This is a genomic window from Sphingomonas flavida (genome assembly GCF_036663655.1).
Classification (GTDB): domain Bacteria; phylum Pseudomonadota; class Alphaproteobacteria; order Sphingomonadales; family Sphingomonadaceae; genus Sphingomonas.
In genome coordinates this window covers 268,134-286,621 of the sequence record NZ_JAXOJH010000004.1, presented here as the reverse complement: position 1 = coordinate 286,621, position 18,488 = coordinate 268,134, and the positions used below count along the sequence as shown (strand labels likewise).

The window sequence follows — 18,488 nt, the reverse complement described above, 5'->3', positions numbered from 1 at the left end:
TCGCCGGTTGACGTGGTTTCTCCGAACGATCAACACGCCCCCCTGTAACGTCGCGCGGCGATCCAACGGCAGGCTCCGTCGGACGTGCGCCGCGTCGACCGCCTGTCTGTGTTCCCGAAGGACCATGCCCCGATGACCGCGCTTCTGCCTGAAGGCTATCACGACCGTCTTCCCCCCTATGCCGATGCCGCCGCGTCGGTCGAGGCGCGGGTGCTGGAGGCGGCGCGGCTGCACGGCTATGAGCGCGCCGATCCGCCGTCGATCGAGTTTGCCGAGGCGCTGGGATCGCGGCTGAAGGCGGGGGGCTTGCACGACGCGGTGCGCTTCGTTGATCCGGTGTCGCAGCGCACGCTCGCGATCCGCCCCGACCTGACCGCGCAGGTGGCGCGGATCGCAGCGACCCGCATGGGCCACCATCCGCGCCCGGTCCGGCTGTCCTATGCGGGCACCGTGGTCCGCCTGCGCGGCTCCGAACTGGCGCCCGCGCGCGAGTGGCGGCAGATCGGGGCGGAGCTGATCGGGCTCGACTCGACGGCCGCCGCCACGGAAGTGGTGCGTGTCGCGGTCGAGGCGCTGGTCGCGGCAGGGACGACCGGGATTTCGATCGACTTCACGCTGCCCGATCTGGTCGACCTGCTCGCCGCCGGGCCGCTGCCGGTCGCGGCCGATCAGGTGGCGGCGCTTCGCGACCGGCTGGACGCCAAGGATGCGGGCGGTGTCGCGGCGATCGCGCCGGATTACCTGCCGCTGGTCGAGGCCGCCGGGCCGTTCGCGACCGCGATGGAGCGGCTGCGCGCCTTCGATACCCAGGGGATCCTCGCCAACCGTCTCGACGCGCTGGAGGCGATTGCCGCCGCGTTGGGCGAGGGGGTGTCGATGACGCTCGACCCGACCGAGCGGCACGGCTTCGAATTTCAGAGCTGGTTGGGCTTTTCCCTGTTCGTGGCAGGCCCCCCGCGCGAAGTGGGGCGTGGCGGCACCTATACGATCTTCCACGAGGACGGCGCCGAGGAGAAAGCGACCGGCTTCTCGCTTTATGCCGACGCCATCGTCGCCACCGCCCCGCCGACCGAGCGGCGACGGCTCTTCCTGCCCTATGGGACCGAGCCCGCCACCGGCGCGGCGCTTCGTGCGCAAGGCTGGGTGACGGTGCAGGCGCTGGAGGCGGGGGACAGCCCCGAGGCACAGCTTTGCACCCATATCCTGACGGACGGTCAGCCGACGGCTATCGCCGGTTGACAGCGGGGGGCGCGGCCCGCTAGGCGCGCCCCGCACATTATTGGAAACCCCCATCCGCCGAGTCCTGTCGAAGGGCGCATGGGGTCCGTCCGGCAGGCGGAGCATAGCATCCATGGCAAATGTAGCAGTCATCGGCGCGCAATGGGGCGACGAAGGCAAGGGCAAGATCGTCGACTGGCTGGCCGAGCGCGCCGATATGGTCGTCCGCTTCCAGGGCGGCCATAATGCGGGCCATACGCTGGTGGTCGGCGAGAATGTCTACAAGCTGTCGCTGCTCCCCTCGGGCATCGTGCGCGGCACCCCCAGCGTGATCGGCAACGGCGTCGTCCTCGACCCCTGGGCGCTGAAGGCCGAGATCGAGCGACTGGGCGAGCAGGGCGTGCACGCCTCGCCCGAGACGCTGCGCATCGCCGACAACTGTCCGTTGATCCTTCCCATCCACCGCGACCTGGACGGTCTGCGCGAGGATGCAAGCGGGGCGGGCAAGATCGGCACGACGCGGCGCGGTATCGGCCCGGCCTATGAGGACAAGGTCGGCCGCCGCGCGATCCGCGTGTGCGACCTGGCGCATCTGGACGATCTGGGTCCGCAGCTCGACCGCCTCTGCGCGCATCATGACGCGCTGCGCGCCGGGTTCGGCGAGCCGCCGGTCGATCGCGAGCGGTTGCTGGCCGACCTGCGCGAGATCGCCGGTTTCGTCCTGCCCTTCGCCAAGCCGGTGTGGCGCGACCTCAATGAGGCCCGCGCGGGCGGCAAGCGTATCCTGTTCGAGGGCGCGCAGGGCGTGCTGCTCGACATCGATCATGGCACCTATCCCTTCGTCACCTCGTCCAACACCATCGCGGGCGCGGCGGCGGGCGGATCGGGCCTGGGGCCGTCGGGCGTCGGCTTCGTGCTGGGCATCGCCAAGGCCTATACCACCCGCGTCGGCTCGGGCCCGTTCCCGACCGAGCTGGAGGACGAGACTGGCCAGCGTCTGGGCGAGCGCGGCCACGAGTTCGGCACCGTCACGGGGCGCAAGCGCCGTTGCGGCTGGTTCGACTCGGTGCTGGTGCGCCAGTCGGCGGCGGTCGGCGGGATCACCGGCATCGCGCTGACCAAGATCGACGTGCTCGACGGGTTCGACGAGGTGAAGATCTGCGTCGGCTACAAGCTGGGCGACGAGACGCTGGATTATTACCCGACCCATGCGGCGGACCAGGCCAAGGTCGTCCCCGTCTATGAGACGATGGAAGGCTGGCAGGACTCGACCGCGGGCGCGCGCAGCTGGGCCGACCTGCCCGCGCAGGCGATCAAGTACATCCGACGGATCGAGGAGCTGATCCGCTGCCCCGTCGCGCTGGTGTCGACCAGCCCGGAGCGGGAAGACACGATCCTGGTGCGCGATCCCTTCGCGGATTGATTGAAAAGGCCCCGGCGACACGTCGGGGCCTTTTTTGTTGAGATGGGTTTCCCTCGGCCTTCGACCTCGGCGCTATCCGCCGAAGTTTGCCCTGTGCGGCTGGCTTGCCGGCCAGCTGAAGGGCTCAGGTGGAACGGAGCCTGGTATTTAACCCCGTTCCGCCTAAGCGGAGTCGAAGGCCACGCACCTACCTCATGCGAAACAAAAGGCCCGGCCGCTTTCGCGACCGGGCCTTTACCGTAGTGACGAACCCGAAAGGGCTTACATGCCGCCGCTGCTGCCCGGCGGGGTGGTGGTGCCGCCGGTCGTGCCGCTGCCGACCTGGCCGCTAGTCGTAGTGTCGCTACCCATCGTGCCGCTACCGCTCATCGAACCGGTCGAACCGGGCATGGTCGAGGGGGTGTTGACCGTGCTGCCGGGCGTCGTGGTGCGCGAACGGCTCTTCGAGCGGGTAGTCGAGCGCGTGGTGGTGCTCGGCGTCGTGCTCATGGTGTCGCCGGGCTGACCCATGGTCGACTGACCTGGCATGGTGGTGGTCTGGCCCGGCATCTGCCCCGGCATCGTCTGGCCCGGGGTCATGGTCTGTCCGGACATTCCGCCCGTCGTGCCGCCCGATACCTGCGCCATGGCGGCGGTCGGAAGGATCAGGGCACTCGCCGCGATGATATGCATGTAACGCATTGTTTCTCTCCTGCTTTTTTTCTCGAGTGGTTAACGAGGCAGGAGGGCGTACGTTCCTATATTCAACCACATTGGCCGCGATGAAGCAACGCCTGATCGGCCAGAACCAGCGCGACCATCGCCTCGACCACCGGTACGCCGCGGATGCCGACGCAGGGGTCGTGACGGCCCTTGGTGGCGATCTGCGTCTCTTCGCCGGTGCGGGTGATGGTGTCGACGGGGGTGAGGATCGAACTGGTCGGCTTGAACGCGACGCGCATCGTGACGGGCTGCCCGGTGGCGATGCCGCCCGCGATGCCGCCCGCGTGATTCGCCAGGAAGCGCGGGCCGCCATTACCGGCGCGCATCGGATCGGCATTCTGCTCGCCGGTCAGCGCGGCGGCGGCAAAGCCATCGCCGATCTCGAACCCCTTGACCGCGTTGATGCTCATGCAGGCCGAGGCGAGCTCGCTGTCCAGCTTGGCATAGAGCGGTGCGCCCCAACCGGCGGGCACGCCGGTCGCTTCGCAGGCGACCACCGCGCCCACCGACGAGCCCGACTTGCGCGCGCCATCGACAATCGCTTCCCAGCGTTCGGCGGCGGCGGCATCGGGGCAGAAGAACGGGTTGGCGTCGATCTGCGCATCGTCGAACGCTTCGTAATCGATCCGGTCGCCGCCGATCGACTCCACCCAGGCCCGGATTTTCACCTGCGGGATGACGGCGCGCGCCACCGCACCCGCCGCGACCCGCGCCGCCGTCTCGCGCGCCGACGACCGCCCGCCGCCGCGATAGTCACGAAAGCCGTATTTTGCGTCATAGGCATAGTCGGCATGGCCGGGGCGATAGGCCAGCGCGACGTTGCCATAGTCCTTGGACCGCTGGTCGACATTCTCGATCATCAGGCTGATCGGCGTGCCGGTGGTCTTTCCTTCGAACACGCCGGAGAGGATGCGGACCTGATCGGGCTCGCGCCGCTGGGTCGTGAAGCGGCTGGTGCCGGGACGGCGCTTGTCGAGCCAGGGCTGGATGTCCTCTTCCGACAGCGCGATACCCGGCGGGCACCCATCGACCACCGCGCCCAGCGCGGGCCCGTGGCTCTCGCCCCAGGTGGTGAAGCGGAACAGGCGGCCGAAACTGTTGAAGCTCACGCTGCGTCTCCCAGCCGGGCAAAGGCCGGCGCATGGGTGGCGGCCCCGCGCACGCCGCAGGGGATCAGGCCACCCTGCAACGGCACCGCCAGGAAATAGTCACCCGCATAGGGGCTGTCGAAACCGCTCGCGACATCGGCGGCGAAGCCGAACCGGCCGTAAAAGGCGGGATCGCCCAGCGCGAAGCACAGGACGACGGCTTCCTTCTCCAGCCGTTCGAGCCCGGCGGAGACCAGCGCCTCGCCGACGCCCTGCTGACGCCAATCGCGGGCGACGGCGATGGGGGCGAGGGCGACGGCATTGATCGGCTTGCCGCCAATCTCCACGGCCATCCGGCTGAACGCGATCGCGCCGATCAAGGTGTCGGTGTCTTCGTCGATCGCGACGAGCATCAGCACCATGTCGCCCTCCACGCACAGGTCGCGGACCAACGCGGCTTCGGCGGGGGCGGGGAAGCTGGCGACGAGCAGCGCGTCGAGCGCGGCGACGTCCTGCCCCTGCGCGGGGCGGATGGTGATGGCGGCGGTAGGCTGGTCGGACATGGGTTCGTCTTTAGCGTCGCCGTGGCGCAAGGCGCGATAGATAATGTTGTATCCTCCCCGGTACGGGGAGGGGGACCATGCGAAGCATGGTGGAGGGGGGGAGCCGCTGGGCAGGTCCTATGAGGAAGCCCCCTCCGTCAGGCCTTCGGCCTGCCACCTCCCCGTACCGGGGAGGATTGGGGTTACGCCAGCGCGATATCCGGGGCGTCTTCGGCCTTCATGCCGATGACGTTGTAGCCCGCGTCGACATGGTGGATCTCACCCGTCACGCCCGACGACAGGTCGGACAGCATGTACAGGCCCGCGCCGCCGACATCCTCGATCGTCACGGTGCGGCGCAGCGGCGAGTTCAGCTCGTTCCACTTGAGGATATAGTTGAAGTCGCCGATGCCGCGCGCGGCCAGCGTCTGGATCGGGCCCGCCGAGATGGCGTTGATGCGGATATTCTCCGGCCCCAGATCGACCGCCAGATACTTCACGCTCGTCTCCAGCGCCGCCTTGGCCACGCCCATGACGTTGTAATGCGGGATGACCTTTTCCGCGCCATAATAGGTCAGCGTCAGAATCGAGCCGCCCTCGGGCATCATCGTCCGCGCGCGCTGGGCGACGGCGACCAGCGAATAGGCCGAGATGTTCATGGTCATCAGGAAATTGTCGAGCGTGGTGTCGTAATAACGCCCGCGCAGCTGCGACTTGTCGGAAAAGCCGATGGCGTGGACGACGAAGTCGATCGTCGGCCATTCGGTCTTCAACCCCTCGAACAGGGCATCGAGGGATGCCATGTCGCCCACGTCGCAATCAAACAGGCGCGCCACGCCCAGTTGTTCGGCCAGCGGGCGGACCCGCTTTTCCATCGCCGCGCCCTGATACGAAAAGGCGAGCTCCGCGCCCGCCTCCGAAAGCTGCTTCGCGATGCCCCAGGCTAGCGATTTGTCGTTGGCCAGGCCCATGATGAGCCCCCGCTTGCCTGCCATCAATCCGTTCACGCCGTTACCGCTCCTGCCGGTTCGCTTCCATCAATCGCCCTCTCTAGCCCCGTTTCCGGGGGTTCCGCCAGTGCCGCGTTCAAATGCGCCCCGAAAACCAGGCCCAGGCCGATCAGATAGAAGAACAACAGCATCACGACGACACCCGCCAGGCTGCCATAGGTCAGGTCATATCCGCCGAGTTTGGACAGGACCCAGGGCAGGAGCGCGGTCATGCTGACCCACCAGGCGGCCGTGAACAGGGCGCCCGGCCATTTGGGGCAGTCGCTCTCGCGATATTTGGACGGCGTGACCGACAGGAACAGCATGTAGAGCGCACCGAACATGACGATGCCCGGGATCAGCCGCGACAGCCCGACCCAGCCCGCGACATCCTGCGCGAAGGGGACGAGGCGGTAGATGAACTGCTCGGCCGCGGTCAGGATACCGGCGGCCAGGAACGACAGCAGCGCGACCACGACCGAGGCGATCATGACCAAGGTGGAGGACAGGCGCGATTTCCAGAACGCCGCCGTCGCCTTCACCCCATAAGCGCGGTGGAAGATGTCGCGGATCGTCTCGATAAAGCCACCCACGGTCCACAGGCCGACCAGCCCGCCCAGCCACAACAGCGAACCGGTCCGCGCCGCCAGCACGTCGGCGATCGGCTTGCGCAGCAATTCGCTGACATCGCCGGGCAGGACGTGGAGGAAACTCTCGACCGCGTGCTGCGTCTCGTTGCTCTGTCCGAACAGCGACAACAGCGCGGCGGTGGTGATGAAGAACGGGAACAGCGTCATCAACGCCAGATAGGCGAGGTTCCCGGCATGGATGAATCCGTCATTGAAGACGCCGATCGAGGCGCGCTTCAGGATTTCGAAGGCATAGGAACCCGGTCGGACCTTGGCGATCTGCCGGTCCAGCCGGGTGCGGGCCTTTCCATGTTGGTGTGCACGTTCTTCCGGGGTCAGGCCATTCACATCGCTCATGGAACGATCAGACGCCCATGGCGGCCCTAGGGTTCCTGCCGTCGGTCCATTCGCCGACAAAGCGTTGCAAGGCTGCATCATCGGCAGGAATGTCGATGACCAGGGTGATCAACTGATCGCCGCGTCCGCCGTCCTTCTTGTGAAAGCCCTTGCCCTTCAGGCGCAGCGTCTTGCCCGACGTGGTGCCCTTGGGGATGGTCAGCATCACCGGACGCTCGACGGTCGGCGCCTTGACCTGGCCGCCCAGCACCGCCTCGTGAAGGCTGATCGGCAGGTTGATGCGGACATCGTCGCCGTCTCGGGTGAAGAAGGCGTGGGGGACTATCTCGATCGTGATGATCGCATCGCCGGCACCGCCGGGGCCCTGCTCGCCCTTGCCGCCCAGCCGCATCTGGGTGCCGGTCTCGACGCCTGCGGGCAGTTTCAGGTCGATGGTCTTGCCATCGGCCAGCGTGATCCGCTGCGGGCTGAGCGCTGCGGCATCGACGAAGGGCACGCGCAGCGCATAGGCCGAGTTGGCCCCCTTCGGCGCGGCACGGCCACGCCCGCCGAACCCGCCAAAGCCCCCCGAAAAGCCGCCGCGCTGGCCGCCGCTGAACATCCCCTCGAAGATGTCCGACATGTCGGCGCCCTCGCCGCCAAAATCGAATTGCTGGCGAAAACCGCCTGCGCCGCCGGGGCGGGGGCCCGCGCCACCGCCATAACCGCCGCCGCCATAGCCAAAGGGCGAGGCGGGGTTGCCGTCGCCGTCGATTTCACCCCGGTCGAACCGGGCGCGCTTGTCCTTGTCGTTCAGCAGGTCATAGGCGTTGGTGACCTGGCTGAACTTCTCCGCCGCTTTCGGATTGTCCTTGTTGCGATCGGGATGCAGTTCCTTCGCCAGCTTGCGATAGGCTTTCTTGATATCGGCTTCGCTGGCCGTGCGGCCCACGCCCAGCGTCTGATATGGATCGGCCACTCTGTTCCCCGTTGACAGTGTATTACCGATCTATGTGGGGAAGTCCGCGCCGGAGCGCAATCCGTTGCCGATGCGTTGAGAACGCGAAGGAGACGGATCATGACCGAGCCGATGCAGGCGATGCCCAAGGATGGGCCGAAGGACATCAACAAGGGCGCGCCCGACGGCGTGTCGGATACGCCGGGCAAACATGGTGGCGAAAGCCAGGGCGGCGGTTACGAAGGCGTGGCCGAGGCAAAGGGCGACTTCCATGGCGGCCAGAGCGGCACGGCCTATCACGGCACGGGCGGCGAGTCCGACCCGGACAAGGACAATCCCAATGCGGTGACGAAGGAGGGATAGGACAACGACGAAGGGGCACGGGCGGGTCGGCGCGAACCGGATTATCGCCCGGCCGCGCCACGCCCCCTTATCGATGTAACGACACCCACGATCAGCATCAGCGCGGGCAAGGCCCACAGGACGGCGAAGAGCGCGATGTCATAGCTTCCACCGCGTCTCAGCAGGCTTGGACTGTGATAGAGTTTCTCGATCATGCAGCTGCGGCCGTGACAGCGGAAACCAAATGCATCCGGCCACCCCGTCTTCGCCGACAGCCAGATTTCCAAGCCCCCAAGAGTGGCGATCAGTGTCACCACCGCGATGGCGGCAATCCAGAAAAGGCGCGGTCCAGCGGTCGTGTGATGTCGTTTCAGATCGGAATAGCGTCCCATTTACACTGCCTGCTATGGCGCGGTCGTGGCAATGGGCGTGCCCGTGATGGGTGCAAGCTCCTCGACCGGCGCGACGTCGACGCTGACCTCCATCTTCTGCGCGCCCGAGCCCAGGACGACGCCGTCGACCGGCGCGATTTCGGCATAATCGCGGCCGACCGCGACGATGATATGGTCGCCCGCCATCCAGATGCCGTTGGTGGGATCGACCCCGACCCAGCCATGGTCCGGCCCGCACCAGATCAGCACCCAGGCATGGGTCGCATCCGCGCCGACCAGCCGCGCCTGGCCCGGCGGCGGCAGGGTGCGGATATAGCCCGAGGCATAGGCCGCCGGGATGCCCGCCGCGCGCAGGCCGGTGATCATGATCTGGGCAAAGTCCTGACAGACGCCGCGCCGCTGGCGAAAGGCCTCGGCCGGGGGCGTGTCGACCAGGGTCGCGGTGGGATCGAAGGCGAATTCGCGCTGGATTCGGCCCGCAAGCGCGAACCCGGCCTCCAGCGCGCCGCGCTCCGGCGACAGGTCGGCGGCGCACCACTGCGCGATGGCGGGGTCGAGCGGGATCAGGGGCGAGGGGAAGATATAGTTGGCGGGCCCCGCCGCCGACAGGTCGCGGCTGGTGCGGGCGAGCGCCGACACCTCCGCCAGCGTCGGGTCGCCGGGGGAGGGCATCGGCACCGGCCGGTCGACGACCATGCGCGCGCGGCTCTCGATCGTCAGGCTGCGCACCGGGCGGTCGACCACCAGCCTCGTGACATGCGCCAGCCCCGCCTCGGCATGGGCGGCGCGGGTGCGGCCGACCGGCTCGACGATCAGGTCGTAGGTTTCCAGCGTCTGGCCGGGCCAGTCGATCGGTTTCAATCGCAGGTTGCAGCGCGCATATTTGACCTGCGCACCGTAATCGAAACGGGTGATGTGGCGGATGTCGTAGATCATGCGTCCGCCGATCATGCCAGCGTCAGCCCGCCGGCGCGCAGGGGCTCGGCCCCTTGCAGGAAATATCGCCGCGCAATGGCTTCGGACAACAGGCCCAGCCGCCGTTCGACATCGCCCAGCGTGTCGACGTCGAGCGTGCGGGCATCCTGCGTCTCGACCGCGGCGCGGATCGCGATGGCCAGCGCCTGTTGCGGCTCGGCCATGTCGTCATCGGACAGGACGGGCAGGCGCGACAGGCAATCGGCGATGCGCGCAGTCTGATAGGCCAGTGCGCGCGGATTGTTCGAATCGAGCGCGACCAGATCGACCACGGCGACGCGCGCCAGGCCGGTGGGATAGCGCTGGCGATAGCTGATCTGGCTGTTGGCGAGGTCGAGCAGGGTGGACAAATCGTCCGCCGATGCCCCGGCCATGCCGAACAGCCGCGTCGCGCGCGCCACCGCCATCGCCCGTTCGACCCGGCGACCCAGGTCGTGGAAGCGCCAGGCGGTGGTCCGGACCATATGTTCGGCCGACAATCCGGCGATGGCGGCATAGCGGCGCTGGAGCGACCCCGCCCGGTCGAGCATCCCGACATGGCTGGGGAAGGGCGCCTCGAGCAATCGCACCATGTCGGCGGACAGGCGGTCGCGTGAGCCTTCGCTGATCCCGCGCGCCAGCCGATTGATCCGCGCGACCGAGTGCCAGCGCTCATCCTCCATCGCGGTGCGCGCGAACTGGGTGAGGGCGGCGCGGTGCAGGCTGTCGGGATGCGGCGCCGCGCCACCGCCGGTGATCAGGCCGACCAGCCGCCCGACGGTACGCGGGTCCAGCGCCGCGCCGCCATCCACGTCGATCGAATTGCCCAGCATCACCCGGATCGCGGCAAGCAACGCCTCGCCCCGCTCCATATAGCGGCCGAGCCAGAAGAAATTGTCCGCCACCCGGCTCGGCAGCGTCCCCGGATTGCGCCGGACGTGCAGCGAGTCGGGCGCGGCGAGCAGCGACATCGGCGCCACCGGCTCGGGCCCATGGATACACACATCAGCGGACCACAGGCCCTCGCCGATCATCGCGGCGGTCGCCTCCGGATGGTCGCCGATCCGGCCGAAGCCGCCGGGCATGACCGTCCAGCGCCCCTCGCCGTCGCGCGCCGCGAAGACGCGCAGGGTAAAGGGGCGCGGCGCCAGCTGGTCGCCGATGACCACCGGCATGGTCGACAGGCGCACCATCTCCTGCCCGACATAGTCCTGCGGGCGCTTGGCCATGTCATCAAGCAGGGCGGCGCGCTCGTCGGGCGACAGGCTCGCCCCCGGACGCGTGCCATCGGGCAAGCCGAGTGGCCTGGGGCCGAAGGCCGGGGCGATCAGCAGCGAGTCGAGATGCTCGGTCACATGCGTCGCCTGGTGTGCGCCGCCGCACCACCAGGTCGCGATATTGGGCAGCTTCAGCGGCTCTCCCGCCAGAGCCTGCGCGAGCGCGGGCAGGAAGGCGGAGAAGGCGGCGCTTTCCAGCACGCCCGCACCGGGTGCGTTGGCGATCACCACCTGCCCCTCGACATAGGCGTCGATCAGGCCGGGCACGCCGATCTGCGAATGGCTGTCGAACGCCAGCGGGTCGAGCATCCGGGGATCGACCCGCCGCCACAGTGCGTCGATCCGCTTCAGACCTGCGACGGTGCGGACATAGACCTGCCCCTCGATCGCGGCGAGGTCGGCGCCCTCGACCAGCAACAGGCCCAGATAGCGGGCGAGATGCGCCTGTTCGGGATAGCTGGGGTTGAACCGCCCCGGCGTCAGCAGGCCGATGCGTGGATCGGCGCGGCGGCACTGGGCCGCCAGCCCGGCGCGGAAGGCGGCGAAGAAGGGAGCGTGCCGCTGCACGTTCAGCCGGTTCTGCAGCCCGCCCAGGGTGCGGCTGACCGCCAGGCGGTTCTCCAGCGCATAGCCCGCCCCCGCCGGGGTGCGCAGATGATCGGCCAGCACCCGCCACTCGCCATCGGGACCTCGCGCCAGGTCGAAGGCGACGAAGCTCAGGTGATGGCCGCCCGGCGGCCGGACCCCGACCATCGGCCGCAGGAAATAGGGGCTGCCGGTCGCGAGCGCGGCGGGGATCAGCCCGTCGGCCACCAGCCGTCCGGGGCCGTAGAGATCGGCGAGGATCGTCTCCAGCAGGGCGGCACGCTGGATCACCCCGGCCTCGATCCCCGCCCATTCGCTGGTGTCGATCAGCAGCGGGACCGGGGAGACGGGCCAAGGCCGCTCGTCGGTTTCGCCGATGATGCGAAAGCCGGTGCCGATATCGGCGGCATGACGCTGTACCCGCTCGCGCGCATGGGCCAGGTTGCTGGCGACCGCCGCCAGTTCCTCCAGCATGGCGGTCCAGGCGGGGTCGTTCGATCCCGCCAGCACGTCCGCCCCGGCAGCGGCAGCGCGATAGGCGTCGATCCAGGCGGCGGCCTGCGCGGGGCTGTCCTCGGAGGGGTCCATCGCGTGCGAAAATCGCCGCATCGGCGCAAGGTTGCAACAGGCGATTGGTGATAGGGCCGATAGGCGACGGAAAAAGCGTCGGTTGCCAACCGCGAGGGACAGACGAGTCAGCGTTTCCGTTCCCGACATTGGTTTTCGCCAGGCACAGGCGTATGGGCGGGCGCATGGCTGACGATCCCTTTGCCCTGTTCGATGCGTGGCTTTCCGAGGCGCGCGAAAGTGAAGTCAATGATTTCAACGCGATGGCGCTGGCGACGGTCGGTGCCGGGGGCCAACCCTCGGTGCGTATGGTCCTGCTGAAGGGCCATGATCCGCGCGGCTTCGTGTTCTACACCAATCGCGAGAGTCGCAAGGCGCAGGAACTGGGCGCGGACAGCAAGGCCGCGCTGCTGTTCCATTGGAAATCGCTGCGCCGCCAGGTCCGTATCGAAGGCCCGGTCAGCTGCGTCGATGACGCCGAGTCGGACGCCTATTTCGCCAGCCGCGGCCGCGACTCCCAACTCGGTGCCTGGGCCTCGGACCAGTCGCGCCCGCTCGCCGACCGTGAGACGTTCGAGACGCGGTTCGAGGAGATGCGCGCCCGCTTCGAGGGCGGCGACGTGCCGCGCCCGCCGCATTGGGGCGGATATCGCGTGACGCCGCAGGCCATCGAGTTCTGGCTCGACCGCGAACACCGGCTGCACGAACGCCGCGTCTTCACCCGCACCAACGAAGGCGGCTGGAACGAAGGATTGCTGTTCCCGTGACCCAGGACGAACGCAAGAAGGTCATTCCGCTGGCCACCAAGGCGGCGCTGGCCAGCGTCGCGATGGCGCTGTTCCTGCTGGCGCTGAAGGGTTTTGCCGCGTGGCGGACGGGCTCGGTCGCGATGCTGGGGTCGCTGGCCGACACCGCGCTCGACCTGCTCGCCAGCCTTGTGACGCTGTACGGCGTCCGGCTGGCCGCGACTCCGGCGGACCATGACCATCGCTTCGGCCATGGCAAGGCGGAGGCGCTGGCGGCGCTGTTCCAGGTCGCGCTGATCACCGCATCGGCGGCGGGCATCGCCTGGCGCGCGGTGATGGCGCTGGGCGCGGACAACCCGACCAGCGATGCCGAGTTCGGCATCGGCGTATCGGTGATCGCGATTGCCGCGACGATGGTCCTGCTCGCCTATCAGCGCAGCGTCATCCGGCAGACGGGATCGGTCGCGATCCTGGCGGACAATGTCCATTACCAGTCGGACGTGCTGCTGAACGGTTCGGTGATCATCGCGATGGTGTTGGACCAGTATTTCGGCTGGCACGGCGCGGACCCGATCTTCGGCATCGCCATCGCGCTGTGGCTGGCCTGGGGCGCGTTCCAGGCGTCGTCGACCGCGATCGACCAGCTGATGGACAAGGAATGGTCCGACGATCAGCGCGCCGCATTCCTGGACGTCGCCGCACGCCAGCCGGGGCTGATGGGCATCCACGACTTCCGCACCCGTCGTTCGGGCAGTCAGGACTTCGCGCAGTTTCATATGGAGGTCGACCGCAACATGACGGTCGCCGCCGCGCATGACGTGGTCGAGGGGGTCGAGCGCGCGTTGCGCCGTGCCTTCCCCAAGGTCGAGGTGCTGATCCATCTCGATCCCGAAGGCCATGTCGATACCGACAATCCGCTGGTCGAGGCGGACGTGACCCCGCACTGGTTCGGCAAGCGGGTCTATTGATGCGCATCCCCTTCACCCAGGTCGACGCCTTTGCCGATACCGCGTTCGGCGGCAATCCGGCGGCGGTGATGATGCTGTCGGCATGGCCGGATGACGCGACGCTGCTGGCCATCGCGCAGGAGAACAACCTGTCGGAAACCGCCTTTCTGGTGGCGTCGGACGGCGGTGAGGCGGATTTCGAACTGCGCTGGTTCACACCGGGCGACGAGGTCGAGATGTGCGGCCACGCCACGCTGGCCAGCGGGCATGTCGTGCTGTCGTCTGATACGGTGCGTCAGCGGGTACGGTTCGCGACGCGCCATGCCGGGGTGCTGGAGGTCGCGCGCGACGGGCTGGGCTACAGCCTGACGCTGCCGGAACGTACGCCGTCGATCGAGCCCCTGCCGGGGGTGGCAGAGGCGCTGGGCGTGGACGGCGTGGTCGAGACGCTGCGCCACCCGGCGGGCTATGCCGTGGTCGTCGTGGATGCCGCCGATACGGTGCGGGGCTGCACGCCCGACTTCGCGGCCCTGGCGAAGGCGGGGCGCTATGTCGTGATCCTGACCGCGCGCGGCGGGGCGGGTGAGGCGGATGTGGTCAGCCGCGTCTTCGTGCCCGCCTTCGCGATCGACGAGGACCCGGTGACCGGCGCGGCGCATGCGGTGCTGACGCCGTACTGGACGAAGGAACTGGGCCGCGAGACCTTCGTGGCGGAGCAGGCGAGTGCGCGGGGCGGGCGGTTGACCTGTCGGCTGGACGGTGACCGGGTTGTGCTTGGTGGCGGCTGCGTGACGGTGATCGAGGGGACGTTCCTGCTGCCGTAAGGGCAGGGTGGGTTTTGACGTCGATCAGGCTAAACGCAGGTTTTGAGAATACCGCCGTTCCCCGGCGAAGGCCGGGGCCCAGGCTCCACCAAGTCCGTGGCGCGCCAGCCGATGCGGGGGAGGCCAAAGGCGCAGCGCTTTCGATAGCGCATGGCAACTGGACCCCGGCCTTCGCCGGGGTGGTTGAATAGGGCTACTCCGCCGCGAGCAACGTCTCCGCCGCCTGCAGGTCCACCGACACCAGGCGGCTGACCCCGCGTTCGATCATCGTCACGCCGAACAGCCGGTGCATCCGGCTCATCGTCACCGCATTGTGCGTCACGATCAGATAGCGCGTATCCGTCTCGCGCGTCATCCGGTCGAGCAGCCCGCAGAACCGGTCGATATTGGCATCGTCCAGCGGCGCATCGACCTCGTCCAGTACGCAAATCGGCGCCGGGTTGGTCAGGAACAGCCCGAAGATCAGCGCCACCGCGGTCAGCGCCTGTTCGCCCCCCGACAACAGGGTCAGCGACTGGAGTCGCTTGCCCGGCGGCTGTGCCATGATCTCCAGCCCCGCCTCCAGCGGATCGTCCGAATCGATCAGCGCCAGATGCGCCGAGCCGCCATCGAACAATGTCGCGAACAAAGTCTGGAAATGCCCGTTCACCGCCTCGAACGCCGCGAGCAGCCGCTGCCGCCCCTCGCGGTTGAGCAGCCCGATCGAACCGCGCAGCCGCGCCACCGCCTGGATCAGGTCCTCGCGCTCGGCGGCACTGGCCGCGCCGCTGGCCTCCAGCTCGGCCAGTTCCTGTTCGGCGACGAGGTTGACCGGGCCGATCCGTTCGCGATCGGCGGACAGCTTGTCATGCGCCGCCGCCTCGGCCTGCGGCGTTCCGACGCCCGCGCTTTCGAAGCCCAGCTTTTCGGGCAGCACCGGTGCGGGGCAGGCAAAGCGCTCGCCCGAGACGCGGCCCAGCTCGACACGGCGTAGCTCATGATTTTCGACCCGCGCCAGCGCACCCGCCCGCGTCTCGCGGGCCGCCGACAGCAGCGCATTGGCCCCGGCATGCGCGGCCTCCGCCGCGCGCAGGGCGCGTTCGGCTTCGGCTTCCTCGCCTTGCGTCCGCTCCGCCCCCGTCTTGGCGGTGTCGTGCGCCGCGGCGAGCGTGGCGATCTCCTCGGCCAGTTGCGCGGGTCGGTCGGCCAGCGTGGCGGCGTCGTCGTCCAGCGTCGCGGCGCGGGCGTCCATCTCGGCGATGCGCCCCGCCGCCTGGCCCGCCCGCTGGTTCCAACTTTCCACCTCGGCCATTGCAGCGGACAGGCGGTCGCGGGTCTGCGTCAGGCTGCGCTCCAGCGTCGTCCGTTCCGAACGCGCCAATGCCACGGCCGAGCGTGCAAGCTGCGTCTCGGTCTGCAACCGGGCGGTCTCCGCTGCGCTTTCGCGTCCATCGGGCAGCGCCGCCAGCGCATCGGCCGCGCGGGCGCATTCGGCCTGCGCCTCGTCCATCTCGGCGGCGATCCGCTCGGCGCGGGTGGCGAGGTCGGCGCGCTGGCCCGACAAGCGCTCGATCACCGCCTGCGCGCGGTCCTCGGCGCGCTGGGCATCGCGTAAGGCCGCGTCGGCGGTGGCATGCAGCGTGCGTGCGCTGGCGGCGGCGGCGCGGGCGCGGGCGATGCGATCCTCGATCACCGCGCGCGCTTCGGTCGCCGTCTGGACCGCCGCCTCCGCGCCCGCGCGCTCCGCCTCCAGCGCGGCCAGCCGGTTGCGCCGCTCCATCCGCTCGGCCGCCGCCGCGCCGCCGCCCTCGCCGATATAACCGTCCCAGCGCCGCAGCCGCCCCTCGCGCGTCACCAGCCGCTGGCCGACGCTGAGATGCTGGCCGGAATCGGCCTCGACCAGGAAGATCTGCGACAGGCGGCGGGCGAGGACCGGGGGCGCGCTGATCCGCTCGCCCAGCCGCAGCGTGCCGACCGGCGGGGCGGGATCATCGGGGGCCACGTCCGATCCGTGCCAGTCGGCCAGCGGCGTATCCAGCTCGTCACCCAGCGCCGCCGCCAGCGCGCGTTCGAACCCCGGTTCGGCCTGCACCTCGTCCAGCAAGCGGTCGCCGCCCTTGCGTGCCGTCGCGCGGGTCAGCGTCGCCGCCTCCGCCTCCAACGCGGCCAGCGCGGCGATGGCGCGGGCGCGCGCTCCCTCTGCGGCGTCGCGCTCGGCGGTGGCGGTCAGCTCGCTTTCCTCGGCCCAGCCGAGCGCGGCGTGGGCCTTGTCCGCATCGATGCGTGCGGCGGCCTGAACCGCGACGGCGGCTTCGCGGGCGGCCTCCTGCTCGGCCATGTCGGGCAGCGCCTCGATCGCGGCGGCGACCACGCGGGCATCGCGTTCGGCGCGCGCATGGCGGCCCTGCGCGGCGGCCAGCCCGGCCTCGGCGATGCGGCGCTCGGCGGCTTCGGCGGCCTGGGCCGACAGGGCGCGGGCGAGGGCGACCTCGGCATCGCGGTTCTTGCTCTCCGCCTCGGCCAGCAGCGCGTCGAGCCGGGGCATGGCCTGGGTCGCATGGGCGATGCGCGCGTCCAGGTCTTCGCATTCCTCGCCCAGGCGACGGATCGCGGCGGCGGCGTCGTGCGCCAGCGAATCTTCGCGCGCCCGGTCCTCGGCCAGCCGGGTGCGGGTGGTTTCCAGCTCCTCGATCCGGCGTTGCAGGCCGTGGCGGCGATCGCGCGCGCGGGACAGGGCATGCCCCGCCTCGCTGAGCGCATCGCGTGCGGCCAGCGCGGCGGTGCGGGTGCGGGTGGCGAGCAGCGCCGCTTCCTCCTGGCCCTGCGCGGCGATGCGTTCGGCGGCGGTGGTGTGGGCGACCTGCGCCTCGGCCGCTTCCGCTTCCGCCTTGGCGGTGGCGGCGGCCCCGGCGGCGTCGCGCCAGCGGGCGAAGATCATCCGCGCCTCGGCCAGGCGGATCTGTTCGGAGATCAGGCGGTATCGCTCCGCCGCCCGCGCCTGTCGCCGCAGGGTCGCGATACGCGCGTCCTGATCGGCGATCGCCTCGTCCAGCCGGGTCAGGTTGGTCTCGGTCGCGCGCAGTTTCGCCTCGGCGTCGCGGCGGCGGACGTGCAACCCGGCGATCCCGGCCGCCTCTTCCAGCATCGCGCGACGCTCGGCGGGCTTGGCGGCGATGACCGCGCCGATCCGGTTCTGGCTGACGAGCGCAGGCGAATGCGCGCCGGTCGCGGCATCGGCGAACAGCAGGGCCACGTCCTTGGCCCGCACGTCGCGCCCGTCGATCCGGTATGCGGATCCCGCGCCGCGTTCGATCCGGCGGACGATTTCGGTCTCGTCGCCTTCGCGTTCGGCCAGGATCGTGACTTCGGCAAAGTCGCGCGGCGGGCGGGTGGCGGTCCCGGCGAAGATCACGTCTTCCATGCCTGCGCCGCGCATCGACCGCGCGCTATTCTCGCCCATCGTCCAGCGCAGCGCCTCGAGCAGGTTCGACTTGCCGCAGCCATTGGGCCCGACAACACCGGTCAGCCCCGGCTCGATGACCAGATCGGCCGGATCGACGAAGCTCTTGAAACCTGAAATGCGAAGCCGCTTGATCTGCACGGACCCGGTCGCCGCTCCCCCGATGCGCTGTGGTTAACCGATAGCGGATGGGGGCGGGATGTCGAGGGGGAGGCTATCGACCGGGGGTCATCATGCGCTGACGTTCGCAGCATCTTATGATAGGATAGGTGTAAAGGGGCGCATGAATGCGGCAGGATATCTTAGCGGCTGGCGGTTTACTGTTAGTAAGCGCCTTTATTCTCATTCCAGCGTGGCTGAATGATGAAGTGCCCTGTAATCTGCCCATCAAGCCAATTACAAGAGATGGTCGGCCGTTCTTGTTTTGGTGGAATGTTGGACTTGGTGCGGTTGCCGGGGGCGTCGCTATGGCAATTCTAGTTTTTGTGGCGCTGCGTGTGCTTTGGGAGGCAGTGGTAACGTAGGCTCAC

At 69.0% G+C, this 18,488-nt stretch carries 17 protein-coding genes; 7 read left to right on the top strand and 10 right to left on the bottom strand.

All coding sequences use genetic code 11. The features are described from left to right. Positions 1–132: 132 nt before the first annotated feature. Positions 133–1,239, top strand: coding sequence for an ATP phosphoribosyltransferase regulatory subunit (locus U1703_RS07120; protein WP_332785123.1), 1,107 nt, complete (start codon positions 133–135; stop codon positions 1,237–1,239). Positions 1,240–1,351: 112 nt separating this feature from the next. Beyond that, on the top strand, positions 1,352–2,641 hold the full coding sequence (locus U1703_RS07115) for an adenylosuccinate synthase (protein ID WP_332785122.1): 1,290 nt from the start codon (positions 1,352–1,354) through the stop codon (positions 2,639–2,641). Positions 2,642–2,902: 261 nt separating this feature from the next. Here the strand turns inward: U1703_RS07115 and U1703_RS07110 are convergent, their stop codons facing one another. From U1703_RS07110 to U1703_RS07085, 6 genes are all read right to left on the bottom strand, one after another. Further along, positions 2,903–3,322 carry a hypothetical protein gene (locus U1703_RS07110; protein ID WP_332785121.1) on the bottom strand — a complete coding sequence of 140 codons (420 nt, stop codon included), beginning with the start codon at positions 3,320–3,322 and terminating at the stop codon, positions 2,903–2,905. A gap of 62 nt (positions 3,323–3,384) precedes the next feature. Continuing rightward, positions 3,385–4,452 carry a chorismate synthase gene (gene aroC, locus U1703_RS07105; RefSeq protein ID WP_332785120.1) on the bottom strand — a complete coding sequence of 356 codons (1,068 nt, stop codon included), beginning with the start codon at positions 4,450–4,452 and terminating at the stop codon, positions 3,385–3,387. Further along, entirely contained in the window at positions 4,449–4,994 is a 546-nt protein-coding gene (locus U1703_RS07100) for a GNAT family N-acetyltransferase (protein ID WP_332785119.1), read from the bottom strand. Before U1703_RS07100 ends, aroC begins: the two co-directional genes overlap by 4 nt. 182 nt (positions 4,995–5,176) lie before the next feature. Further along, complete coding sequence (gene fabI / locus U1703_RS07095) at positions 5,177–5,968, bottom strand: enoyl-ACP reductase FabI (RefSeq protein WP_320453504.1); 792 nt, start codon at positions 5,966–5,968, stop codon at positions 5,177–5,179. A gap of 8 nt (positions 5,969–5,976) precedes the next feature. Beyond that, positions 5,977–6,948 carry a YihY/virulence factor BrkB family protein gene (locus tag U1703_RS07090; protein WP_320453309.1) on the bottom strand — a complete coding sequence of 324 codons (972 nt, stop codon included), beginning with the start codon at positions 6,946–6,948 and terminating at the stop codon, positions 5,977–5,979. 7 nt (positions 6,949–6,955) lie between these two features. Beyond that, positions 6,956–7,906: a DnaJ C-terminal domain-containing protein gene (locus U1703_RS07085; RefSeq protein WP_332785118.1), complete on the bottom strand. Its 951-nt coding sequence runs from the start codon at positions 7,904–7,906 to the stop codon at positions 6,956–6,958. Positions 7,907–8,005: 99 nt separating this feature from the next. On the opposite strand from U1703_RS07085, the gene U1703_RS07080 reads away from it, so the two are divergent. After that, a complete protein-coding gene (locus tag U1703_RS07080) occupies positions 8,006–8,248 on the top strand; it encodes a hypothetical protein (RefSeq protein WP_332785117.1) in 243 nt (80 codons plus the stop codon). Positions 8,249–8,289: 41 nt separating this feature from the next. On the opposite strand, the gene U1703_RS07075 is transcribed toward U1703_RS07080, so the two are convergent. From U1703_RS07075 to U1703_RS07065, 3 genes are read right to left on the bottom strand one after another with little or no spacing between them, the layout of a single operon-like run. Further along, a complete protein-coding gene (locus U1703_RS07075) occupies positions 8,290–8,619 on the bottom strand; it encodes a hypothetical protein (protein WP_332785116.1) in 330 nt (109 codons plus the stop codon). A gap of 12 nt (positions 8,620–8,631) precedes the next feature. Continuing rightward, positions 8,632–9,555, bottom strand: coding sequence for a transglutaminase family protein (locus U1703_RS07070; RefSeq protein ID WP_332785143.1), 924 nt, complete (start codon positions 9,553–9,555; stop codon positions 8,632–8,634). 11 nt (positions 9,556–9,566) lie between these two features. Further along, a complete protein-coding gene (locus U1703_RS07065; protein WP_332785115.1) occupies positions 9,567–12,023 on the bottom strand; it encodes a circularly permuted type 2 ATP-grasp protein in 2,457 nt (818 codons plus the stop codon). Between the two features lie 164 nt (positions 12,024–12,187). On the opposite strand from U1703_RS07065, the gene pdxH reads away from it, so the two are divergent. Genes pdxH through U1703_RS07050 form a run of 3 tightly spaced genes read left to right on the top strand, consistent with a single transcriptional unit; the run spans position 12,188 to position 14,519 of the window. Continuing rightward, positions 12,188–12,769: a pyridoxamine 5'-phosphate oxidase gene (gene pdxH / locus U1703_RS07060; RefSeq protein ID WP_332785114.1), complete on the top strand. Its 582-nt coding sequence runs from the start codon at positions 12,188–12,190 to the stop codon at positions 12,767–12,769. Beyond that, on the top strand, positions 12,766–13,716 hold the full coding sequence (locus tag U1703_RS07055) for a cation diffusion facilitator family transporter (protein WP_320453314.1): 951 nt from the start codon (positions 12,766–12,768) through the stop codon (positions 13,714–13,716). Before pdxH ends, U1703_RS07055 begins: the two co-directional genes overlap by 4 nt. Further along, positions 13,716–14,519, top strand: coding sequence for a PhzF family phenazine biosynthesis protein (locus U1703_RS07050; RefSeq protein WP_332785113.1), 804 nt, complete (start codon positions 13,716–13,718; stop codon positions 14,517–14,519). The genes U1703_RS07055 and U1703_RS07050 overlap by 1 nt, the downstream gene beginning before the upstream one ends. Positions 14,520–14,712: 193 nt before the next feature. On the opposite strand, the gene U1703_RS07045 is transcribed toward U1703_RS07050, so the two are convergent. Further along, complete coding sequence (locus U1703_RS07045; RefSeq protein ID WP_332785112.1) at positions 14,713–18,099, bottom strand: chromosome segregation SMC family protein; 3,387 nt, start codon at positions 18,097–18,099, stop codon at positions 14,713–14,715. Between the two features lie 146 nt (positions 18,100–18,245). On the opposite strand from U1703_RS07045, the gene U1703_RS07040 reads away from it, so the two are divergent. Next, the gene (locus U1703_RS07040) at positions 18,246–18,482 is read left to right on the top strand and encodes a hypothetical protein (protein WP_332785111.1); all 237 of its coding nucleotides are present in this window, start codon (positions 18,246–18,248) and stop codon (positions 18,480–18,482) included. Positions 18,483–18,488: the final 6 nt, after the last annotated feature.